Genomic DNA, 17,699 nt, shown 5'->3' with positions numbered 1-17,699 from the left:
CGTAATCTCGAAGCCTGGAGCCCGCCGATCTCGGGACCTTGATCCACACCTTGGGGTTGCACAGCAGATGACTGCCATCTCTCTCGGAATGCCGTCCGTACCGACGAAGCTTGCCGACCGCAGGGTCAGCCGCAAGATCCAGGTCGGTTCGGTGGCCGTCGGTGGTGACGCACCCGTGTCGGTGCAGTCGATGACCACCACCCGTACCTCCGACATCGGCGCCACGCTCCAGCAGATCGCCGAGCTGACCGCCTCCGGCTGCGAGATCGTGCGCGTGGCGTGCCCGACCCAGGACGACGCCGACGCCCTCGCCGTCATCGCGAAGAAGTCGCAGATCCCGGTGATCGCGGACATCCACTTCCAGCCCAAGTACGTGTTCGCCGCGATCGACGCCGGCTGCGCCGCCGTGCGCGTGAACCCGGGCAACATCAAGCAGTTCGACGACAAGGTCAAGGAGATCGCGAAGGCCGCCAACGACGCGGGCACCCCGATCCGCATCGGCGTCAACGCGGGCTCGCTCGACGCCCGACTGCTCAAGAAGTACGGCAAGGCCACCCCCGAGGCGCTGGTCGAGTCCGCACTGTGGGAGGCCTCCCTCTTCGAGGAGCACGGCTTCAGCGACATCAAGATCTCGGTCAAGCACAACGACCCGGTCGTCATGGTCAACGCGTACCGCCAGCTGGCCGCCCAGTGCACGTACCCGCTGCACCTCGGCGTCACCGAGGCCGGCCCCGCCTTCCAGGGCACCATCAAGTCCGCGGTCGCCTTCGGCGCGCTGCTCTCCGAGGGCATCGGCGACACCATCCGCGTCTCCCTCTCGGCCCCCCCGGTCGAGGAGGTCAAGGTCGGCCGCCAGATCCTGGAATCGCTGAACCTCAAGCCGCGCCGCCTGGAAATCGTCTCCTGCCCGTCCTGCGGCCGCGCCCAGGTGGACGTCTACAAGCTGGCCGAGGAGGTCACTGCGGGCCTCACGGGCATGGAGGTCCCGCTGCGCGTCGCGGTCATGGGCTGCGTCGTCAACGGTCCGGGCGAGGCCCGTGAGGCCGACCTCGGCGTCGCCTCCGGCAACGGCAAGGGCCAGATCTTCGTGAAGGGCGAGGTCATCAAGACCGTGCCCGAGTCGAAGATCGTGGAGACCCTCATCGAAGAGGCGATGAAGATCGCCGAGCAGATGGAGAAGGACGGGGTCGCCTCCGGCGAGCCCACCGTCGCCATCGGCGTCTGAGCCCCTCGGCGCCCCCGAGCGCCCCGTGTACCCGGTCCCGGCCCCGTTCCCGCAGCTCGCGGGCGGGGTCGGGGCTCTTTCGTAACCGGCGCGACCGGGCATCCCCGAGTGACGGCGGGTAGAGTTCGGAGATCAGCAGACTTGTATGGTGAGGCCCCAGTGTTGACGCAGACCACCACCCGGGTCCTTGACCCCAGTGATCTCGACGCCGCTCTCGAAGTCCTCGGACGCGAGCCGGTCGAGAACGCCTTCGTCACCTCCCGGGTCCAGGTCGCAGGTCTCGACCCCTGGCGCCTGGGCGGCGAGATGTGGGGCTACTACGCCGACGGGGAGCTGCGCTCCCTTTGCTACGCGGGAGCGAACCTGGTCCCCGTCTGCGCCGGTCCCGAAGCCGTCCGCGCCTTCGCCGACCGGGCCCGCCGCACCGGTCGCCGCTGCTCCTCCATCGTCGGGCCCGCCGACGCCACCCGACTGCTGTGGCAGCTCCTGGAGCCCAGTTGGGGACCGGCCCGTGACGTCCGCTCGCACCAGCCGCTCATGGTCACCGAGCAGCCGTCCACCGAGGTGCGGCCCGACGGGCTCGTCCGTCGGATCCGCAAGGACGAGATGGACCTGATCATGCCCGCCTGCGTGGCCATGTTCACCGAGGAGGTCGGCGTCTCGCCGATGGCCGGCGATGGCGGGCTGCTCTACCAGGCCCGGGTCGCCGAGCTGGTCGGCACGGGCCGCTCCTTCGCCCGCGTCGAGGACGGCAGGGTCGTCTTCAAGGCGGAGATCGGTGCCGCGACCTCCGGCGCCTGCCAGATCCAGGGCGTGTGGGTGGACCCCGAGTTCCGCGGTCGCGGGCACTCCGAGACCGGAATGGCCGCCGTCGTCGAGTTCGCACTGCGCGACGTCGCCCCCGTGGTCAGCCTCTACGTCAACGACTTCAACACCGCAGCCCGAGCGGCGTACCGGCGGGTCGGATTCCGCGAAGTCGGCGCGTTCATGAGCGTCCTCTTCTAGCTGCCGGCCCCGAACCCGTGATCGGGACAGGGTCCTTCGGGGCATACCGGCAGGCAGGGGCCGCCCAGTAAGGTCGGCCGCATGCTGCCTACCCCCGAGGGCGACCACCCCGACCGGCCCGCCGGACTCCGCATCGGCCCCCTCGACCTCGCCGCCCGCGTGGACGAGGCCCTGCGCGTGCAGGCCGTGGCCTTCGGACTGAGCGAGGAGGAGGTCGGCATCCGGCGCTACATCGTGCAGCGCCACATGACCTGCCGCGGAGCCCGGGCGCTCGGCGCGTTCACCGACGACGGTGCGCTCGCCGGGTTCGTGTACGGGATGCCGAACGACCGGGGGTACTGGTGGTCCTCGGTCGTCGAACCGTATCTGCGGGCCGAGGGGCACGAGGGCTGGCTCGACGGCTCCTTCGTCATCACCGAGCTGCACGTCCACCCCGGCTTCCAGGGCCGCGGCGTCGGCCGCGCCCTCATCACCCGGATCACCGACACCGCCGAGGAGACCCGCTCGATCCTCTCCGCCGTCGACACCGATAGCCCGGCCCGCGGGCTCTACCGGGCCCTCGGATACACGGACCTCGCCCGTCGGGTGCACTTCCCGAGCGCCAGCATGCCGTACGCCGTCATGGGGGCGCCGCTGCCGCTGCGCCGGCCCTGAAGCAGGCCCCGCGGCGTCCGCCGGTCCGCGGAGCCGGATCGGCGTCCGCGTATTCGTTTCCGGCGCCCGCGCGACCACCGGTAGCCTCCCGACATGTCTACGCAACACGTGCAGCGCATGTCCCGCCTCATGGCCAAGACCCTCCGCGAGGACCCGGCCGACGCGGAGACCCTCAGCCACCGGCTCCTCGTCCGCGCAGGGTACGTCCGCCGCAGCTCCGCGGGCGTGTGGACCTGGCTGCCGCTCGGCAAGAAGGTCCTCGACAACGTCTCGCGCATCGTCCGCGAGGAGATGGACGCGATCGGGGCCCAGGAGGTACTGCTCCCGGCACTGCTGCCGAAGGAACCGTACGAGGTCAGCGGGCGCTGGTCGGAGTACGGTGACCTGCTCTTCCGGCTCAAGGACCGCAAGGGCGCGGACTACCTGCTCGGCCCCACCCACGAGGAGATCTTCACCCTGGTGGTGAAGGACCAGTGCACGTCCTACAAGGACCTGCCGGTCATGCTCTACCAGATCCAGACCAAGTACCGAGACGAGGCCCGGCCGCGGTCCGGGGTGCTGCGGGGCCGCGAGTTCCAGATGAAGGACTCGTACTCCTTCGACGTGAGCGACGAGGGCCTCGCACACTCCTACGCCCTGCACCGGGCGGCCTACCAGCGGATCTTCGAGCGGCTCGGACTGGACTACCGGATCGTGTCGGCGGTGTCGGGGGCGATGGGCGGCTCGGCGTCGGAGGAGTTCCTCGCGCCGGCAGCCGCGGGCGAGGACACCTTCGTGGACTGCCCGTCGTGCGACTACGCGGCGAACACGGAGGCGGTGACCTTCGCCCTGACCCCCGTGACCGCCGAACACCCCGCGCTCGACGAGGTGGATACCCCCGACACCCCGACGATCGAGACGCTGGCGGCGCACCTTGGTGTCCCCGCGTCGGCGACCCTGAAGAACCTCCTGGTGAAGGTCGACGGCGAGATCGTGGCCGTGGGCGTGCCCGGGGACCGGGAAGTGGACCTCGGCAAGCTCGGAGAGCATCTGGCCCCGGCGGTGGTGGAGTTGGTGACGGCCGAGGACTTCGTCGACCGTCCGGATCTGGTACGCGGTTACGTGGGCCCGCAGGGTCTCGACAAGGTCCGCTACCTGGCCGACCCCCGTGTCGCGCCCGGCACTTCGTGGGTGACGGGGGCCAACAAGGCTGACACGCACGCCCGGAACGTGGTGTGCGGACGGGACTTCGAGGTGGACCAGTACCTGGACGTGGTCGTCGTGGAGCCCGGCGACCCCTGCCCGCGCTGCGGTACCGGTCTCCGGCTGGACCGCGCGATCGAGATCGGTCACATCTTCCAACTGGGCCGCAAGTACGCGGACGCGTTCGGGCTGGACGTGCTCGGACGCGAGGGCAAGCCGGTGCGGGTCACGATGGGCTCGTACGGCATCGGCGTCTCGCGCGCGGTGGCCGCACTGGCCGAGCAGACCGCCGACGAGCGGGGACTGGCCTGGCCGGCGGCGGTGGCCCCCGCGGACGTGCACGTCGTGGCGGCGGGCAAGGCGGTGCAGTTGCAGTTGGCGGAATCGGCGGCCGGCGCCCTGGCCTCGGCCGGGCTGCGCGTCCTGCTGGACGACCGGCCGGGCCTGTCACCGGGCGTGAAGCTGACGGACGCGGAGCTGATCGGGGTCCCGTGGATCCTGGTGGCGGGCCGCCGGTCCGCCGACGAGGTGGTCGAACTCCAGCACCGCGCCACGGGCACCCGAGAGGAACTCCCCCTGGCCGAAGCCCTGGCCCGCCTGACGTAGCCCCGACCACAAGCCCCGTCCCGGCGGAGGCTCCGCGCATGGCACGGCCGGGGCTCAGGTGCTGTCGTCAGGGCCGGGTCCGCGCGGGCCCGGGCCCCGGGCGGTCCGGTCCGTGACGGGATCTCCCGGGCCGTCCACCGGCGGTCCGGGAGCGGGGTCCGGTGCGGCGCCGTCAAGGGCCGCGGTCGCCCCGGCGCCCGTCGGGCCGTCTACCGCGGAGTCGCCCACCGTCGAGCCGTCCACCGCGGTGCCGGGGCCGGCCGGGGGAACCGGCCGCGCGTCCTGCGGTGGCGGTCCGGCCGGGCCGGGGGAGACGCTCGGAGTCGGAGCGGCGCGTTCCAGGAAGCGGAGCAGTTCCACCGGGAACGGCAGCACCAGGGTCGAGTTCTTCTCCGCGGCGACCGCCACCACCGTCTGCAGCAGGCGCAACTGCAGCGCCGCCGGCTGCTCCGACATCACCGCCGCCGCCTCCGCCAGCTTCTTCGAAGCCTGGAGCTCCGCATCCGCATTGATGACCCGTGCCCGGCGCTCGCGGTCCGCCTCCGCCTGGCGCGCCATCGAGCGTTTCATCGTCTCCGGCAGCGAGACGTCCTTGATCTCGACGCGGTCGATCTGTACGCCCCATCCCACCGCCGGGCTGTCGATCATCAGCTCCAGCCCCTGGTTCAGTTGCTCCCGGTTGGAGAGCAGATCGTCCAGGTCCGACTTGCCGATGATCGAGCGCAGCGAGGTCTGCGCCATCTGCGAGACCGCGAAGCGGTAGTCCTCCACCTCGATGATCGCGCTCGCCGCGTCCACGACCTTGAAGTACACGACCGCGTCCACGCGCACCGTGACGTTGTCCCGCGTGATGCCCTCCTGCGCCGGCACGGGCATCGTCACGATCTGCATGTTCACCTTGCGGAGCCGGTCGATGAACGGCACGACCATGGTGAAGCCCGGCCCGCGGATCCCTTGCCGCAGGCGGCCGAAGCGGAAGACCACTCCCCGCTCGTACTGGCGCACCACCCGTGAGGCAATACTTGCGTACAGCGCGACCCCCAAGGCTGCCGCGATCACCGCTGTCAGCAGTTCCTGGACCATAACGTCCTCCTGCCGGACATGTACCCGTATCTACGGTATGCCCTACAGCCAGGCGGCGAACTCCAGCAACAGCTCCGCGTCCCGCCGCCGCCCGGCGGCCAGCGCGCGGTTCCCGGATTCCACCGCGCGGAACAGCGTCCAGCCCCGCAGCCGGTCCCGGTCCACCTCCAGGGAATCGGCCAGCTTGTTCACCCGGCGACGGGCGCCCGCGGCCCCCGCCGACGACGCGACCTGGTCCTCCAGCCGGTCCCGGACCAACCGGGCCAGGTCGTACGCCCGCTCCCCGATCAGCGGGTCCGGGCCCACGGCCAGCCACGGAGCCCGCTCGCCCGCCAGCACCTTGCCCTGCCGGAAGTTCCCGTGCAGCAGCAGCTCTTCGCCGGTCAGGGCCGTCAGCTCCTCGCGCACCGCGAGCGCGCTGGACGCCAGCGCCTCGACCTCCGGCGGAGCCTTGCGCAGCGCTTCCGCCTGCTGGGCGGTGCGCTCCGCCACCGTCTCGAACGGGTGTCCGGTCGGCGGGGCCACCCACAGCCTGCGCAACGTCCCGCAGGCCTCCAGCAGGGCCTTCGTCTCGGGCAGCGACCGCAGCGAGACCTCGGGGTGCAGCCGCTCCAGCAGCAGCGCCCCGTCCTCCGCGTGGTGGCGGGTGTCGAGGACCCGTACGGAGCCGAACCCGCCCCAGTGCGCCAGCGCGGCCAGTTCCCGGTCGGGCCGCGCCTGCGGGGGAGCCAGCTTCAGCGCGGCCGGGGTCCCGTCCGGGTAGTGGACGAGGACGACCAGACTGCTCCGGCCGCCCGGAGCCTGCACCCGCTGGGCCTGGACCCCACGCCGGGCCAGCGCCTCCTCGGCGAGCCGGGGCAACTGCCCCAGCCAGTCCGCGTTCTGCGCCGATTCCGGCGTCTCGCCGAGCGCCCGTACGAGCCGCTGCGGCGGTTCGAAAGCCATGCGTGCCTGATCCCTTTCAGCCGTACCGGGCCCGTCCGCGGTTGTTCACCGCTTTTCCGTGAGCCCAGGGAAGGCTACGCCGACACCGCGCCAGCGTGCCGCGCGCACGGCCGCGGCGCTCAGCGCGTCGGCCGCTTCGCGGCGCAGCCGGCCGTCCGCCGCCCGCACCAGATCGGAGTACGCGCCCGCCACCCGGTCCTCGATCTCGGCGGCCAGCCGCTCGGCATCGGCCGGGGAGCGCACCTCGAACGGCAGGGCGTACGCGGCCTCCGCGGGCCGGGGCGCACCGCCCATCTCGCGCACCGTGCGGGCGAGGGCGTCCCGCCGTGAGACGTGGCCGCCGTGCGCCTCGCGGGCCTCGGTCGAGCGCGCGGACGAGGCCCTGGCGCCGATCACCCCGTAGCCGTACACGGCCGCGTGCTCGGCGGCGAGCGCGGACTGCGCGGCTTCCAGGGCCTGGGTGGCGGGGGAGGGTACGGCCTTCACGGGGTGTCTCCCTGAGGTGAGGTCAGCAGGTACGCGTGGACGGCGCCGCACGCGGCCACCGAGGCCAGCAGTCGGGCCAGTTCCCCGGGCGCCCCGGCCAGGGCGATGGTCCGGGCCTCGGACAGGTTCCGCTCGGCGTCCGCGAGGGCGGTCAGGGCCTCGTCGGGCTTGGGGGGCACCGGTTCGCGACTCGGTGCGGGAGCGCCGGCGGGCGCTGATGCGCCAGGGGAGACGGGAGAGGTGGGGGAGGGGGACCCCGAAGGCTTGCGGGGCGCGGTGTCCGCGGAGGCCAGGGCCGCGGTGTGCGCGGCGACCGCGGACCGCAGCGGTGCGAGGCGCGCGGCCAGGGCCGGATGGGCGGCGGCCGTGGCGTCGTAACGTTCCAGCAGTCGTTCGCTGTCCCGAACGGCTGTCTCGCGCATCCGCCGTTCGAGTGGAACCCGGGTGTCCGTGTCCGACGAGCCGCCCCCGTCGGAGCACCCGGTGAGCAGCGCCGCGCCGGCGCCGCCGGCGGCGCCGGCGAGCAGGCTCCTACGCGAGAGCCGCAAAGGCAGAGTCCAGGGCACGGCCACGTCCTCGAAAGTGGTGGTGGGGCAGGGTGTGATCACCGTACCCGGGCCCCTGTTCACACGGCGGACGGCAACACCCTCCGCGACCGGATACCCTTTGACCTGACACGCGAGGTAAACCACAACAGCACACGCGGCCGAGGAGTCACCCGGATGAGCACCACCCAGAGCGACAGGCTGCGCGGATTGCTGGAGCCGCTCGTCGCCGCCAAGGGCCTGGATCTCGAGGACATCGAGCTGTCCAAGGCCGGCAAGCGCCGGATGCTGCGCATCATCGTGGACTCCGACGAGGGCGTGGAGCTGGACGCGTGTGCCGAGCTGAGCCGCGAGGTCTCCGACAAGCTCGACGAAACCGATGTGATGGGCGAGGACGAGTACGTCCTCGAAGTGAGCTCGCCGGGCGCCGACCGCCCGCTGACCGAGCACCGTCACTACGTCCGGGCGATCGGCCGCCTGGCGAAGTTCCAGCTGACCGAAGGCGGGGAACTGATCGCCCGCATCCTCGACGTCGACGACGAGGGAATGGACCTTGAGGTTCCGGGTGTGAAGGGCCGCAAGGCGACCGCCCGCCGCATTGCTTTCACCGACATCGCCAAGGCGCGGGTCGAGATCGAGTTCAACCGCAAGGACAAGAAGGAAGAGGAGGCGTAGCCGTGGACATCGACATGAGTGCCCTGCGGGGTCTGGTCCGGGAGAAGGAGATCTCCTTCGACCTGCTCGTCGAGGCGATCGAGTCGGCCCTCCTCATCGCGTACCACCGCACCGAAGGAAGCTTCCGGCGCGCACGCGTGGAGCTGGACCGCACCAACGGTCACGTCGTCGTGTGGGCGACGGAGGACCCGCGGGACCTGGAGGAGGGGCAGGAGCCCAAGGAGTTCGACGACACGCCGTCGGACTTCGGCCGCATCGCCGCGACGACCGCCAAGCAGGTGATTCTGCAGCGCCTGCGCGATGCCGAGGACGACCTGACCTTCGGCGAGTTCGCGGGCCGCGAGGGCGACGTCATCACCGGTGTCGTCCAGCAGGGCAAGGACCCCAAGAACGTCCTCGTCGACATCGGCAAGCTCGAAGCCATCCTGCCCGTGCAGGAGCAGGTGCCCGGCGAGGAGTACACGCACGGACTCCGCATCAAGGCGTACGTCGTCCGGGTGGCGAAGGGTGTTCGCGGTCCGTCCGTGACCCTGTCGCGCACCCACCCCAACCTGGTGAAGAAGCTCTTCGCGCTGGAGGTCCCGGAGATCGCGGACGGCAGTGTCGAGATCTCGGCGATCGCCCGTGAAGCCGGTCACCGCACCAAGATCGCCGTACGGTCCACCCGCTCGGGCCTCAACCCGAAGGGCGCCTGCATCGGCCCGATGGGTGCCCGCGTGCGCAACGTGATGGCCGAGCTGCACGGCGAGAAGATCGACATCGTCGACTGGTCGGACGACCCGGCAGAGATGGTCGCGAACGCGCTGTCACCCGCCCGGGTGAGCAAGGTCGAGGTCGTCGACTGGGACACGCGCTCCGCCCGGGTGACCGTGCCCGACTACCAGCTGTCGCTGGCCATCGGCAAGGAGGGCCAGAACGCCCGCCTCGCCGCACGGCTCACCGGCTGGCGCATCGACATCCGTCCCGACACCGAGGCGTCCCCGGACGCCGACCGGGACCGGGACGGGGAATAAATCCGGTACCCGTCGGAGCTGTCCGACGGGTAGACAGGATCAAGACAGCAGATCTCGACAACATCCGTTCGATTTTTCGCCCGAAGGGGTGAGGTCGGTGCGGGGAGGTAGACTTAGGCGTGTCTGGCCGGACGCAAGCCCGCGCATGCCCCGAACGCACCTGTGTGGGGTGTCGGGAGCGAGCGGCCAAGAGCGATCTGCTGCGCATCGTGGCGATCAAGGACGAATGCGTCCCTGATCCAAGCGGTACGCTGCCCGGCCGGGGCGCCTATGTGCACCCCGCCGTGGTCTGTCTGGACAAGGCGGTCCGCCGCAGAGCGTTCCCCCGGGCCCTTCGGGCTCCGGGAGCGCTCGACACGGCCGGACTGAGCAAAGCCGTGGCCATCGAGGCCGAGGCGACACCGTAAGAAGTAGTACGGCACGGATACCCCGTGCGGTCAGGTACCTCGCGAGTTGGAAGTAGGTCGAGATTGCGATGAGCACTCGATGAGTACGCGATGAGTACGCCCATGAAGTAGCGACGGTCCGGCGTAACCCGGACCTAAAAGGAGCGAAGTGGCTAAGGTCCGGGTATACGAACTCGCTAAGGAGTTCGGAGTTGAGAGCAAGGTCGTCATGGCCAAGCTCCAGGAACTCGGTGAGTTCGTCCGTTCGGCGTCCTCGACGATCGAGGCGCCGGTTGTACGCAAGTTGACTGACGCACTGCAGGGGCCCGGCGGCAACGCCGGCAAGTCCGCTGCGAAGCCGGGTGCGCCCCGCAAGGCCGCCCCCGCCAAGCCCGGGGTTCCCACCCCGGGTGCTGTTGCACGTCCGGCCGCGCCGAAGCCCGGCGCACCGGCCCCCAAGCCGGCCGCTGCCGAGGCTCCGGCCGCCGCAGCGCCCGCCCCGGTGACTCCGGCCGCCTCCGGCCCGCGTCCCGGTCCGAAGGCTCCGGCCGCCCCGAAGCCCGCTCCGGCGGCGCCCGTGGCGACCGAGTTCTCCGCGCCTCCGGCGGCTCCGGCCGCCCCGGCGCGCACCGAGCGTCCCGCCCCCGGCGCGACCCCCGGCCCGCGTCCGGCGCAGCAGCGTCCCGCGGCCCAGGGCGGCCAGGCCGGTGCCCGTCCCGGCGCCCCGCGTCCGGCCGGCAGCACCCCCGGTGGTCAGGGTCAGCGCCCCGGTGGCGCTCAGGCCCCGCGTCCGCAGGGCGCCCGTCCGGCCGGTCCCCGTCCGGGCAACAACCCGTTCACCTCTGGTGGCTCCACCGGCATGGCGCGCCCGCAGGCGCCCCGTCCGGCCGGCGCGCCCCGTCCCGGTGCCCCCGGCGCCGGTGGCGGCCAGGGTGCTCCCCGCCCGCAGGGTGGTCCCGGCGGCGCTCCGCGCCCGCAGGGTCCCGGCGGCGCCCGTCCGACCCCGGGCGGCATGCCCCGTCCGCAGGGCGGCGCCCCGCGTCCCGGTGGTGCTCCCGGCGGTAACCGTCCGAACCCGGGCATGATGCCGCAGCGTCCCGCTGCCGGTGGTCCCGGTCCCCGTCCCGGTGGCGGCCCCGGTGGCCGTGGTCCGGGTGCGGGTGGCCCGCGTCCCGGCGGTGCCGGTCGTCCCGGTGGCGGCGGCTTCGCCGGCCGTCCGGCCGGTCCGGGCTCGCGTCCGGCGGGTGGCGGCTTCGGCGGCCCGCGTCCGGGTGGCGGCGGCTTCGGCGGCGGTCCGGCCGGTGCCGGTGGCGGCGGTCGTCCCGGCTTCGGTGGTCGTCCCGGTGGTCCCGGTGCCCGTGGTGGCACGCAGGGTGCCTTCGGTCGTCCCGGCGGGCCCGCCCGTCGCGGTCGCAAGTCGAAGCGTCAGAGGCGCCAGGAGTACGAGGCCATGCAGGCCCCGTCCGTGGGCGGCGTGATGCTGCCTCGCGGCAACGGCGAGACCGTTCGCCTGTCGCGCGGTGCGTCCCTCACCGACTTCGCGGAGAAGATCAACGCCAACCCGGCGTCGCTGGTCGCGGTCATGATGAACCTCGGCGAGATGGTCACTGCCACGCAGTCCGTCTCCGACGAGACCCTCCAGCTCCTCGCCGACGAGATGAACTACACCGTTCAGATCGTCAGCCCGGAGGAGGAGGACCGCGAGCTCCTCGAGACCTTCGACATCGAGTTCGGCGAGGACGAGGGCGGCGAGGAATTCCTCATGCCGCGTCCGCCGGTCGTCACCGTCATGGGTCACGTCGACCACGGTAAGACCCGACTGCTCGACGCCATCCGCAAGACGAACGTCGTTGCGGGCGAGGCCGGCGGCATCACCCAGCACATCGGTGCCTACCAGGTCGGTACCGAGGTCAACGGTGAAGAGCGCAAGATCACCTTCATCGACACCCCGGGTCACGAGGCGTTCACCGCCATGCGTGCCCGTGGTGCCAAGTCGACCGACATCGCGATCCTCGTGGTCGCGGCCAACGACGGCGTCATGCCGCAGACGATCGAGGCGCTCAACCACGCCAAGGCCGCCGGCGTCCCGATCGTCGTCGCGGTCAACAAGATCGACGTCGAGGGTGCCGACCCGGTCAAGGTGCGCGGTCAGCTCACCGAGTTCGGTCTGGTCGCCGAGGAGTACGGCGGCGACACGATGTTCGTCGACATCTCCGCCAAGCAGGGTCTGCACATCGACTCCCTGCTGGAGGCCGTCGTCCTCACCGCCGACGCCTCGCTCGACCTGCGCGCCAACCCGGAGCAGGACGCTCAGGGTATTGCGATCGAGTCCCACCTCGACCGTGGTCGCGGTGCCGTCGCCACCGTCCTCGTCCAGCGCGGTACCCTCCGCGTCGGCGACACGATGGTCGTGGGCGACGCCTACGGCCGCGTGCGCGCCATGCTCGACGACAAGGGCAACAACGTCGAGGAAGCGGGTCCGTCGACCCCCGTCCTGGTCCTGGGTCTCACCAACGTCCCCGGCGCCGGCGACAACTTCCTCGTCGTCGACGAGGACCGCACGGCCCGCCAGATCGCCGAGAAGCGTGCTGCGCGCGAGCGCAACGCCAACTTCGCCAAGCGCGTCCGTCGCGTGTCCCTCGAGGACCTCGACTCCGTGCTCAAGGCCGGTCTGGTCCAGGAACTCAACCTCATCATCAAGGGCGACGCGTCCGGTGCGGTCGAGGCTCTCGAGTCCTCGCTGCTCCAGCTCGACGTCGGCGAAGAGGTGGACATCCGGGTCCTGCACCGCGGTGTGGGTGCGGTCACCGAGTCCGACATCGACCTGGCGATGGGCTCCGACGCCATCGTCATCGGCTACAACGTCCGTGCGGCCGGCCGTGCCGCGCAGATGGCGGAGCGCGAGGGCGTCGACGTCCGCTACTACTCGGTGATCTACCAGGCCATCGAGGAGATCGAGGCGGCCCTCAAGGGTCTGCTCAAGCCGGAGTACGAAGAAGTCGAGCTCGGTACGGCGGAGGTCCGCGAGATCTTCCGCTCGTCCAAGCTGGGCAACATCGCGGGTGTTCTCATCCGCTCCGGCGAGGTCAAGCGCAACACCAAGGCGCGGCTCCTGCGCGACGGCAAGGTCGTCGCCGAGAACCTCACCATCTCCGGTCTGCGCCGCTTCAAGGACGACGTCACCGAGATCCGCGAAGGCTTCGAGGGCGGTATCAACCTCGGAAACTTCAACGACATCAAGATCGGCGACGTCATCGCGACGTACGAGATGCGCGAGAAGCCCCGCGCGTAAGCGCGTGGCGGTTCGTACCGTGTCGTAGCACCGGGGCCGGTCGGCGGAATATCCGTCGATCGGCCCCGGCCGTTGCGTGTACGGTTCTGGTGACCCTGCCGCGCGACGGCCGGCAGGCCACCGAACCCGCACCGGCGGGATATCCGGAACTGAATGTACGTGGGGACTCTGTCCTTCGACCTGCTCCTCGGCGACGTCCACTCGCTGAAGGAGAAACGCTCCGTCGTCCGGCCCATCGTCGCCGAGCTCCAACGCAAGTTCTCCGTGAGCGCGGCCGAAGTGGGCAACCAGGACCTGCACCGCAGGGCCCGCATAGGGGTCGCTCTGGTGAGTGGGGACGCGGGGTTCCTCTCGGACGTACTGGACCGCTGCGAGCGGCTGGTCGCGGCGCGTCCGGAAGTGGAGCTGCTGTCGGTACGACGGCGGCTGCACGGTGATGAAGACTGATTGCAAGACAAAGAAGGAGACGGACCAGTGGCCGACAATGCGCGGGCGAAGAAGCTGGCGGACCTCATCCGGGAGGTGGTGGCCGAGAAGCTGCAGCGTGGTGTCAAGGACCCCCGCCTCGGTACGCACGTGACCATCACGGACACCCGGGTCACCGGCGACCTGCGGGAGGCCACGGTCTTCTACACGGTCTACGGTGACGACGAGGAGCGGGCCAGCGCGGCGGCGGGCCTGGAGAGCGCCAAGGGCGTACTGCGCTCCGCGGTCGGCCGGGCGGCGGGAACCAAGTTCACGCCCACCTTGACCTTCGTCGCGGACGCCCTGCCGGAGAACGCCAAGACCATCGAGGACCTCCTCGACAAGGCGCGCGCCTCCGATGCCCAGGTGCGTGAGGTGTCCTCCGGCGCGCAGTACGCAGGTGACGCCGACCCGTACAAGAAGCCGGGCGAGGACGAGGACGCAGCCGCGGAATGAGCACCAACGCAGGGAAGACGCCTGGGGGCACCTCCCGGCCGGAGGCTGGGGGAGGCCTTGTCATCGTTGACAAGCCGTCCGGCTTCACTTCGCACGACGTGGTCGCCAAGATGCGCGGGATCGCCAAGACTCGCCGGGTCGGCCACGCCGGCACGCTCGACCCGATGGCGACGGGCGTTCTCGTCCTGGGCGTCGAGAAGGCCACCAAGCTCCTCGGCTACCTCGCGCTCACCGAGAAGGAGTACCTCGGGACGATCCGCCTCGGTCAGAACACCCTGACGGACGACGCGGAAGGCGAGATCACCTCCTCGACGGACGCCTCCGCGGTGACCCGAGAGGCCGTGGACCAGGGCATTGCCAAACTGTCCGGCGAGATCATGCAGGTCCCGTCCAAGGTCAGCGCCATCAAGATCAAGGGCGTGCGCTCCTACAAGCGCGCGCGGGACGGCGAGGACTTCGAGATCCCGGCCCGACCGGTGACCATCTCGTCGTTCCAGGTGTACGACATGCGGGACGCGGAGACCGAGGACGGCACCAAGGTCGTTGACCTCGTCGTCTCCGTGGTCTGTTCCAGCGGTACCTACATCCGAGCCCTGGCCCGTGACCTGGGCGCCGATCTCGGCGTCGGTGGGCACCTGACCGCGCTGCGACGCACCCGGGTGGGCCCGTACAAGATCGACCGGGCGCGGACCCTGGACCAGCTCCAGGAAGAGTTGACCGTCATGCCGATCGGCGAGGCGGCGGCTGCCGCCTTCCCGCGCTGGGACCTGGACGCCCGGCGGGCCTCGCTGCTCGCCAACGGCGTGCGGATCGAGATGCCGGACATCTACCCCGCGGGTAAGCCAGTGGCGGTCTACGGGCCGCAGGGCCAGCTGCTCGGGCTCGTGGAGAGCAAGGGCGGCAAGGCGAAGTCGCTGGCCGTCTTCGTCTGACCGCTCCGACGTGGAGCGGTGAGCGCACATTGCCTGCTGCTCACCGCTCCACGACCCCCCTCGGGTAGGTCTCTATCCACCCGGAGCCCCGTATTCACCCGTCCGCGCAGGCGCGCAGGGTGACTGAGGGAGCACAAGGGGGCGCTTTTGCGCCGCGCGGCCGGGATCTTCCGCTGCTACCTGCTTCTCGATGCCTTCTGGGGGGTCTCGTTCACTGTGACGCCGCCGGGCGGGGCGGGGTACTCCGGGAGGCAGGACGGCACGAGCGACGTACGGATTGCCCCTACGCGCAACGTGGTGAGAGTGGGTTTCCCGGGTTTTCCGAGTACGAGGGTGTGCCCCTCGGGGAGCGTCGCTGAATTGATCTTCAGCACGAGTTCGGCCTTCTCGTAGCTGATCAGTTCCGTCCTTCCGTCGTGGCCCACGATGATCCCCCGCTCGTCCTGGATCAGACCGAGCGGCCCGTCGAAGCCGCCGCCCGATGCATGGCACTCGGCCACCGGCTTGATGTCGACCACGGTGACGCTGACCCCCCACCCATGGAGCTCGCGCTCCAGGCCGGGCAGTCCCTCGGGATTGAACAGTTTGACCGTGATGGTGCCGTCACTGCCCTTGCTCAGGGCGTACGCGGCCTGGGTGCCGCCGTCGTCGCCTACGACCGGGAGGGCGAGCAGGGCGGTGGCCGCCGCCGCGGCTACCCCCATGGCGAGCGGCATGCGGAACCGGCGGGCGGGGGACCGGACGGCGAAGTCGATCCGGTCCTCGTCTCCCTGCTCCGCGACGATCGCCACGAGCTCCGCCTTCAGCCGCTCCTCGAACGCGGTGGGCCTGTTGTTCATCGTGCTGCCTCCAACTGCTGTGCCAGGACGGGGTGATGGGCGGACTGCGGGTTCCGCAGCGCGCGCCGGGCGCGGTGCAGACGGACACGGATCGTGGCCTGGGTGACACCGAGGGCCTGGGCGGCCTCGGCCGGGGTGAGGCCGTCGACCACGACGAGGTCGAGGGCGGCCCTCAGGGGCTCGGACAGGGCCGCGTGTCTCTCGGCCAGCGCCCGGAAGGCCCGCTCGGCGTCGATCCGCTCCTCCAGCGCTGCGACGTCCTCGTCGTCGAGCAGGCGGCGACCGCTCAGCCGCGCCAGAGCGCCGCGCTCGCGGGCACTGCCGCGGGCATGGCCTGCCAGGACGTTCCGTGCGATGCCGTACAGCCAGGCGATCGGCACCCCCCTGTCGGGCCGATAGCCCGGCGCCGCCTTCAGCGCGGCGAGGAAGACGTCTGCCGTCAGATCCGCCGCCAGATGCGGGTCGGTGACCCGGCGGGTGACGAACCCGAGAACCGCATCCACGTGCTCCTGATAGAACTTCCCAAATCCCTCGGGGGTGCTCAGATCCGGCGGTCCGATGCCCGCCGCTACGCTCTTCTGCTCGGTGCTGCCCACCGGGCCCCTCCCTGTTGTGGGGGACCCGAACGAGTCCCTTCACCCCCTACTTGGTCGCAGCCGTCCCCACCGTTTCATCCCCGAGCCCGGGCGCCGTCCCTCCGAGATGACACAGAGCGCCCCACAGCCAGATACCGATGCGGGGCACCGAGCACGGGCATGGCAGTCTTAGACCTGTCATCGGCATTCAGTACAGGGCCTATACGGTTTCGGGCGAGGAGCGGTCACAGTGCAGCGCTGGCGTGGCTTGGAGGACATCCCCCAGGACTGGGGACGCAGCGTCGTCACCATCGGCTCGTACGACGGTGTGCACCGGGGTCACCAGCTCATCATCGGGCGGGCCGTGGCCAAGGCGCGCGCGCTCGGCGTCCCGGCCGTCGTCGTCACCTTCGACCCGCACCCCAGCGAGGTCGTGCGTCCCGGCAGCCACCCACCGATCCTGGCGCCGTACGACCGGCGCGCCGAACTGATGGCCGAGCTGGGCGTGGACGCGCTGCTGATCCTGCCCTTCACGGCGGAGTTCTCGCAGCTCTCCCCGGCCGACTTCATCGTGAAGGTGCTCGTCGACAAGCTGCACGCGCGGGCCGTCATCGAGGGGCCGAACTTCCGCTTCGGCCACAGGGCCGCCGGAAACGTCGACTTCCTGCGCGAGCTGGGCAGCACCTACGACTACGAGGTCGTGGTCGTGGACCTGGTCGAGCGGGGTACCGCTGGCGGCGGTGTGCCGTTCTCCTCGACCCTGGCGCGGAAGCTGGTCGCCGAGGGTGACGTGGAGGGCGCGGCCGAGATCCTGGGTCGGCCGCACCGGGTCGGGGGCATCGTGGTGCGCGGCGCCCAGCGCGGTCGCGAGCTCGGCTACCCGACGGCCAACGTCGAGACGCCCCCGCACACCGCGATCCCGGCGGACGGCGTGTACGCGGGCTGGCTGACGGCAGACGGCGAGCGGATGCCCGCGGCCATCTCGGTGGGGACGAACCTGCAGTTCGACGCCACCGAGCGGACCGTGGAGGCGTACGCGATCGACCGGGTCGGACTGGACCTGTACGGCCTGCACGTGACCGTGGACTTCCTCGCGTACGTGCGCGGCATGGCGAAGTTCGAATCGCTGGACGGCCTCCTCGACGCCATCGCGGACGATGTGAAGCGGGCGCGGAGGCTGACCGAGGCGTACGACGCGGAGCACTGAGCGGCGGACTTCCGCCCGCACGGCAGCGGGGGGGCGGCCGGCCCGCCCGGGGGGGGGCGGGGGCCGGGCGCGGGCGGGGGGGGGCCGCCCGCGCGGGGGCGGGCGGCGGGGTGGCCGGGGCGGTGTGG

At 71.2% G+C, this 17,699-nt stretch carries 18 protein-coding genes; 12 read left to right on the top strand and 6 right to left on the bottom strand.

Translation table 11 applies throughout. From position 1 onward, the window contains the following. Nucleotides 1-67: 67 nt before the first annotated feature. The 4 genes from ispG to ABZZ20_RS31995 all read left to right on the top strand — a co-directional run bounded on the left by ispG (nucleotide 68) and on the right by ABZZ20_RS31995 (nucleotide 4,672). A complete protein-coding gene (ispG, locus tag ABZZ20_RS32010; protein WP_356875675.1) occupies nucleotides 68-1,225 on the top strand; it encodes a flavodoxin-dependent (E)-4-hydroxy-3-methylbut-2-enyl-diphosphate synthase in 1,158 nt (385 codons plus the stop codon). A 159-nt stretch (nucleotides 1,226-1,384) separates the two neighbouring features. Continuing rightward, entirely contained in the window at nucleotides 1,385-2,230 is an 846-nt protein-coding gene (locus tag ABZZ20_RS32005) for a GNAT family N-acetyltransferase (RefSeq protein WP_356875673.1), read from the top strand. Nucleotides 2,231-2,311: 81 nt separating this feature from the next. Next, nucleotides 2,312-2,884, top strand: a complete 573-nt coding sequence (locus tag ABZZ20_RS32000) for a GNAT family N-acetyltransferase (protein WP_356875671.1) — start codon at nucleotides 2,312-2,314, stop codon at nucleotides 2,882-2,884. Between the two features lie 93 nt (nucleotides 2,885-2,977). After that, nucleotides 2,978-4,672 (top strand): proline--tRNA ligase, encoded by a 1,695-nt coding sequence (locus ABZZ20_RS31995; RefSeq protein ID WP_356875669.1) that lies wholly within the window; start codon nucleotides 2,978-2,980, stop codon nucleotides 4,670-4,672. Between the two features lie 54 nt (nucleotides 4,673-4,726). On the opposite strand, the gene ABZZ20_RS31990 is transcribed toward ABZZ20_RS31995, so the two are convergent. From ABZZ20_RS31990 to ABZZ20_RS31975, 4 genes are read right to left on the bottom strand one after another with little or no spacing between them, the layout of a single operon-like run. Then, nucleotides 4,727-5,755: a slipin family protein gene (locus tag ABZZ20_RS31990; protein WP_356875667.1), complete on the bottom strand. Its 1,029-nt coding sequence runs from the start codon at nucleotides 5,753-5,755 to the stop codon at nucleotides 4,727-4,729. Between the two features lie 42 nt (nucleotides 5,756-5,797). Then, entirely contained in the window at nucleotides 5,798-6,700 is a 903-nt protein-coding gene (locus ABZZ20_RS31985) for an aminoglycoside phosphotransferase family protein (RefSeq protein ID WP_356875665.1), read from the bottom strand. Between the two features lie 45 nt (nucleotides 6,701-6,745). Next, complete coding sequence (locus tag ABZZ20_RS31980; protein ID WP_356875663.1) at nucleotides 6,746-7,186, bottom strand: ferritin-like domain-containing protein; 441 nt, start codon at nucleotides 7,184-7,186, stop codon at nucleotides 6,746-6,748. Beyond that, nucleotides 7,183-7,752, bottom strand: a complete 570-nt coding sequence (locus ABZZ20_RS31975; RefSeq protein WP_356875661.1) for a hypothetical protein — start codon at nucleotides 7,750-7,752, stop codon at nucleotides 7,183-7,185. Before ABZZ20_RS31975 ends, ABZZ20_RS31980 begins: the two co-directional genes overlap by 4 nt. 156 nt (nucleotides 7,753-7,908) lie before the next feature. Between ABZZ20_RS31975 and rimP the strand changes: the two genes are divergently transcribed. From rimP to truB, 7 genes are all read left to right on the top strand, one after another. Beyond that, nucleotides 7,909-8,406, top strand: a complete 498-nt coding sequence (rimP, locus tag ABZZ20_RS31970) for a ribosome maturation factor RimP (RefSeq protein ID WP_356875659.1) — start codon at nucleotides 7,909-7,911, stop codon at nucleotides 8,404-8,406. Nucleotides 8,407-8,408: 2 nt separating this feature from the next. Continuing rightward, nucleotides 8,409-9,419 (top strand): transcription termination factor NusA, encoded by a 1,011-nt coding sequence (gene nusA, locus ABZZ20_RS31965; protein WP_356875657.1) that lies wholly within the window; start codon nucleotides 8,409-8,411, stop codon nucleotides 9,417-9,419. A 119-nt stretch (nucleotides 9,420-9,538) separates the two neighbouring features. After that, on the top strand, nucleotides 9,539-9,826 hold the full coding sequence (locus tag ABZZ20_RS31960) for a YlxR family protein (RefSeq protein ID WP_356875655.1): 288 nt from the start codon (nucleotides 9,539-9,541) through the stop codon (nucleotides 9,824-9,826). 148 nt (nucleotides 9,827-9,974) lie between these two features. Next, the gene (infB, locus tag ABZZ20_RS31955; protein WP_356875653.1) at nucleotides 9,975-13,097 is read left to right on the top strand and encodes a translation initiation factor IF-2; all 3,123 of its coding nucleotides are present in this window, start codon (nucleotides 9,975-9,977) and stop codon (nucleotides 13,095-13,097) included. A 153-nt stretch (nucleotides 13,098-13,250) separates the two neighbouring features. After that, nucleotides 13,251-13,544, top strand: coding sequence for a DUF503 domain-containing protein (locus ABZZ20_RS31950; protein ID WP_356875651.1), 294 nt, complete (start codon nucleotides 13,251-13,253; stop codon nucleotides 13,542-13,544). Nucleotides 13,545-13,571: 27 nt separating this feature from the next. Next, the gene (gene rbfA / locus ABZZ20_RS31945) at nucleotides 13,572-14,018 is read left to right on the top strand and encodes a 30S ribosome-binding factor RbfA (protein ID WP_356875649.1); all 447 of its coding nucleotides are present in this window, start codon (nucleotides 13,572-13,574) and stop codon (nucleotides 14,016-14,018) included. Beyond that, nucleotides 14,015-14,950: a tRNA pseudouridine(55) synthase TruB gene (gene truB / locus ABZZ20_RS31940; protein WP_356875647.1), complete on the top strand. Its 936-nt coding sequence runs from the start codon at nucleotides 14,015-14,017 to the stop codon at nucleotides 14,948-14,950. Before rbfA ends, truB begins: the two co-directional genes overlap by 4 nt. A 176-nt stretch (nucleotides 14,951-15,126) precedes the next feature. Here truB and ABZZ20_RS31935 read toward each other — a convergent pair whose 3' ends face one another. Both ABZZ20_RS31935 and ABZZ20_RS31930 read right to left on the bottom strand, forming a co-directional pair. Next, the gene (locus ABZZ20_RS31935) at nucleotides 15,127-15,789 is read right to left on the bottom strand and encodes a hypothetical protein (protein WP_356875645.1); all 663 of its coding nucleotides are present in this window, start codon (nucleotides 15,787-15,789) and stop codon (nucleotides 15,127-15,129) included. Beyond that, complete coding sequence (locus ABZZ20_RS31930; protein WP_356875643.1) at nucleotides 15,786-16,385, bottom strand: sigma-70 family RNA polymerase sigma factor; 600 nt, start codon at nucleotides 16,383-16,385, stop codon at nucleotides 15,786-15,788. The genes ABZZ20_RS31935 and ABZZ20_RS31930 overlap by 4 nt, the downstream gene beginning before the upstream one ends. Nucleotides 16,386-16,614: 229 nt before the next feature. Between ABZZ20_RS31930 and ABZZ20_RS31925 the strand changes: the two genes are divergently transcribed. Beyond that, a complete protein-coding gene (locus ABZZ20_RS31925; RefSeq protein ID WP_356875641.1) occupies nucleotides 16,615-17,571 on the top strand; it encodes a bifunctional riboflavin kinase/FAD synthetase in 957 nt (318 codons plus the stop codon). Nucleotides 17,572-17,699: the final 128 nt, after the last annotated feature.

The sequence above is a fragment of the Streptomyces sp. NPDC006430 genome (assembly GCF_040612395.1).
In the GTDB taxonomy this organism is placed as follows: Bacteria; Actinomycetota; Actinomycetes; order Streptomycetales; family Streptomycetaceae; genus Streptomyces.
This window is presented reverse-complemented; position numbering and strand designations above follow the sequence as displayed.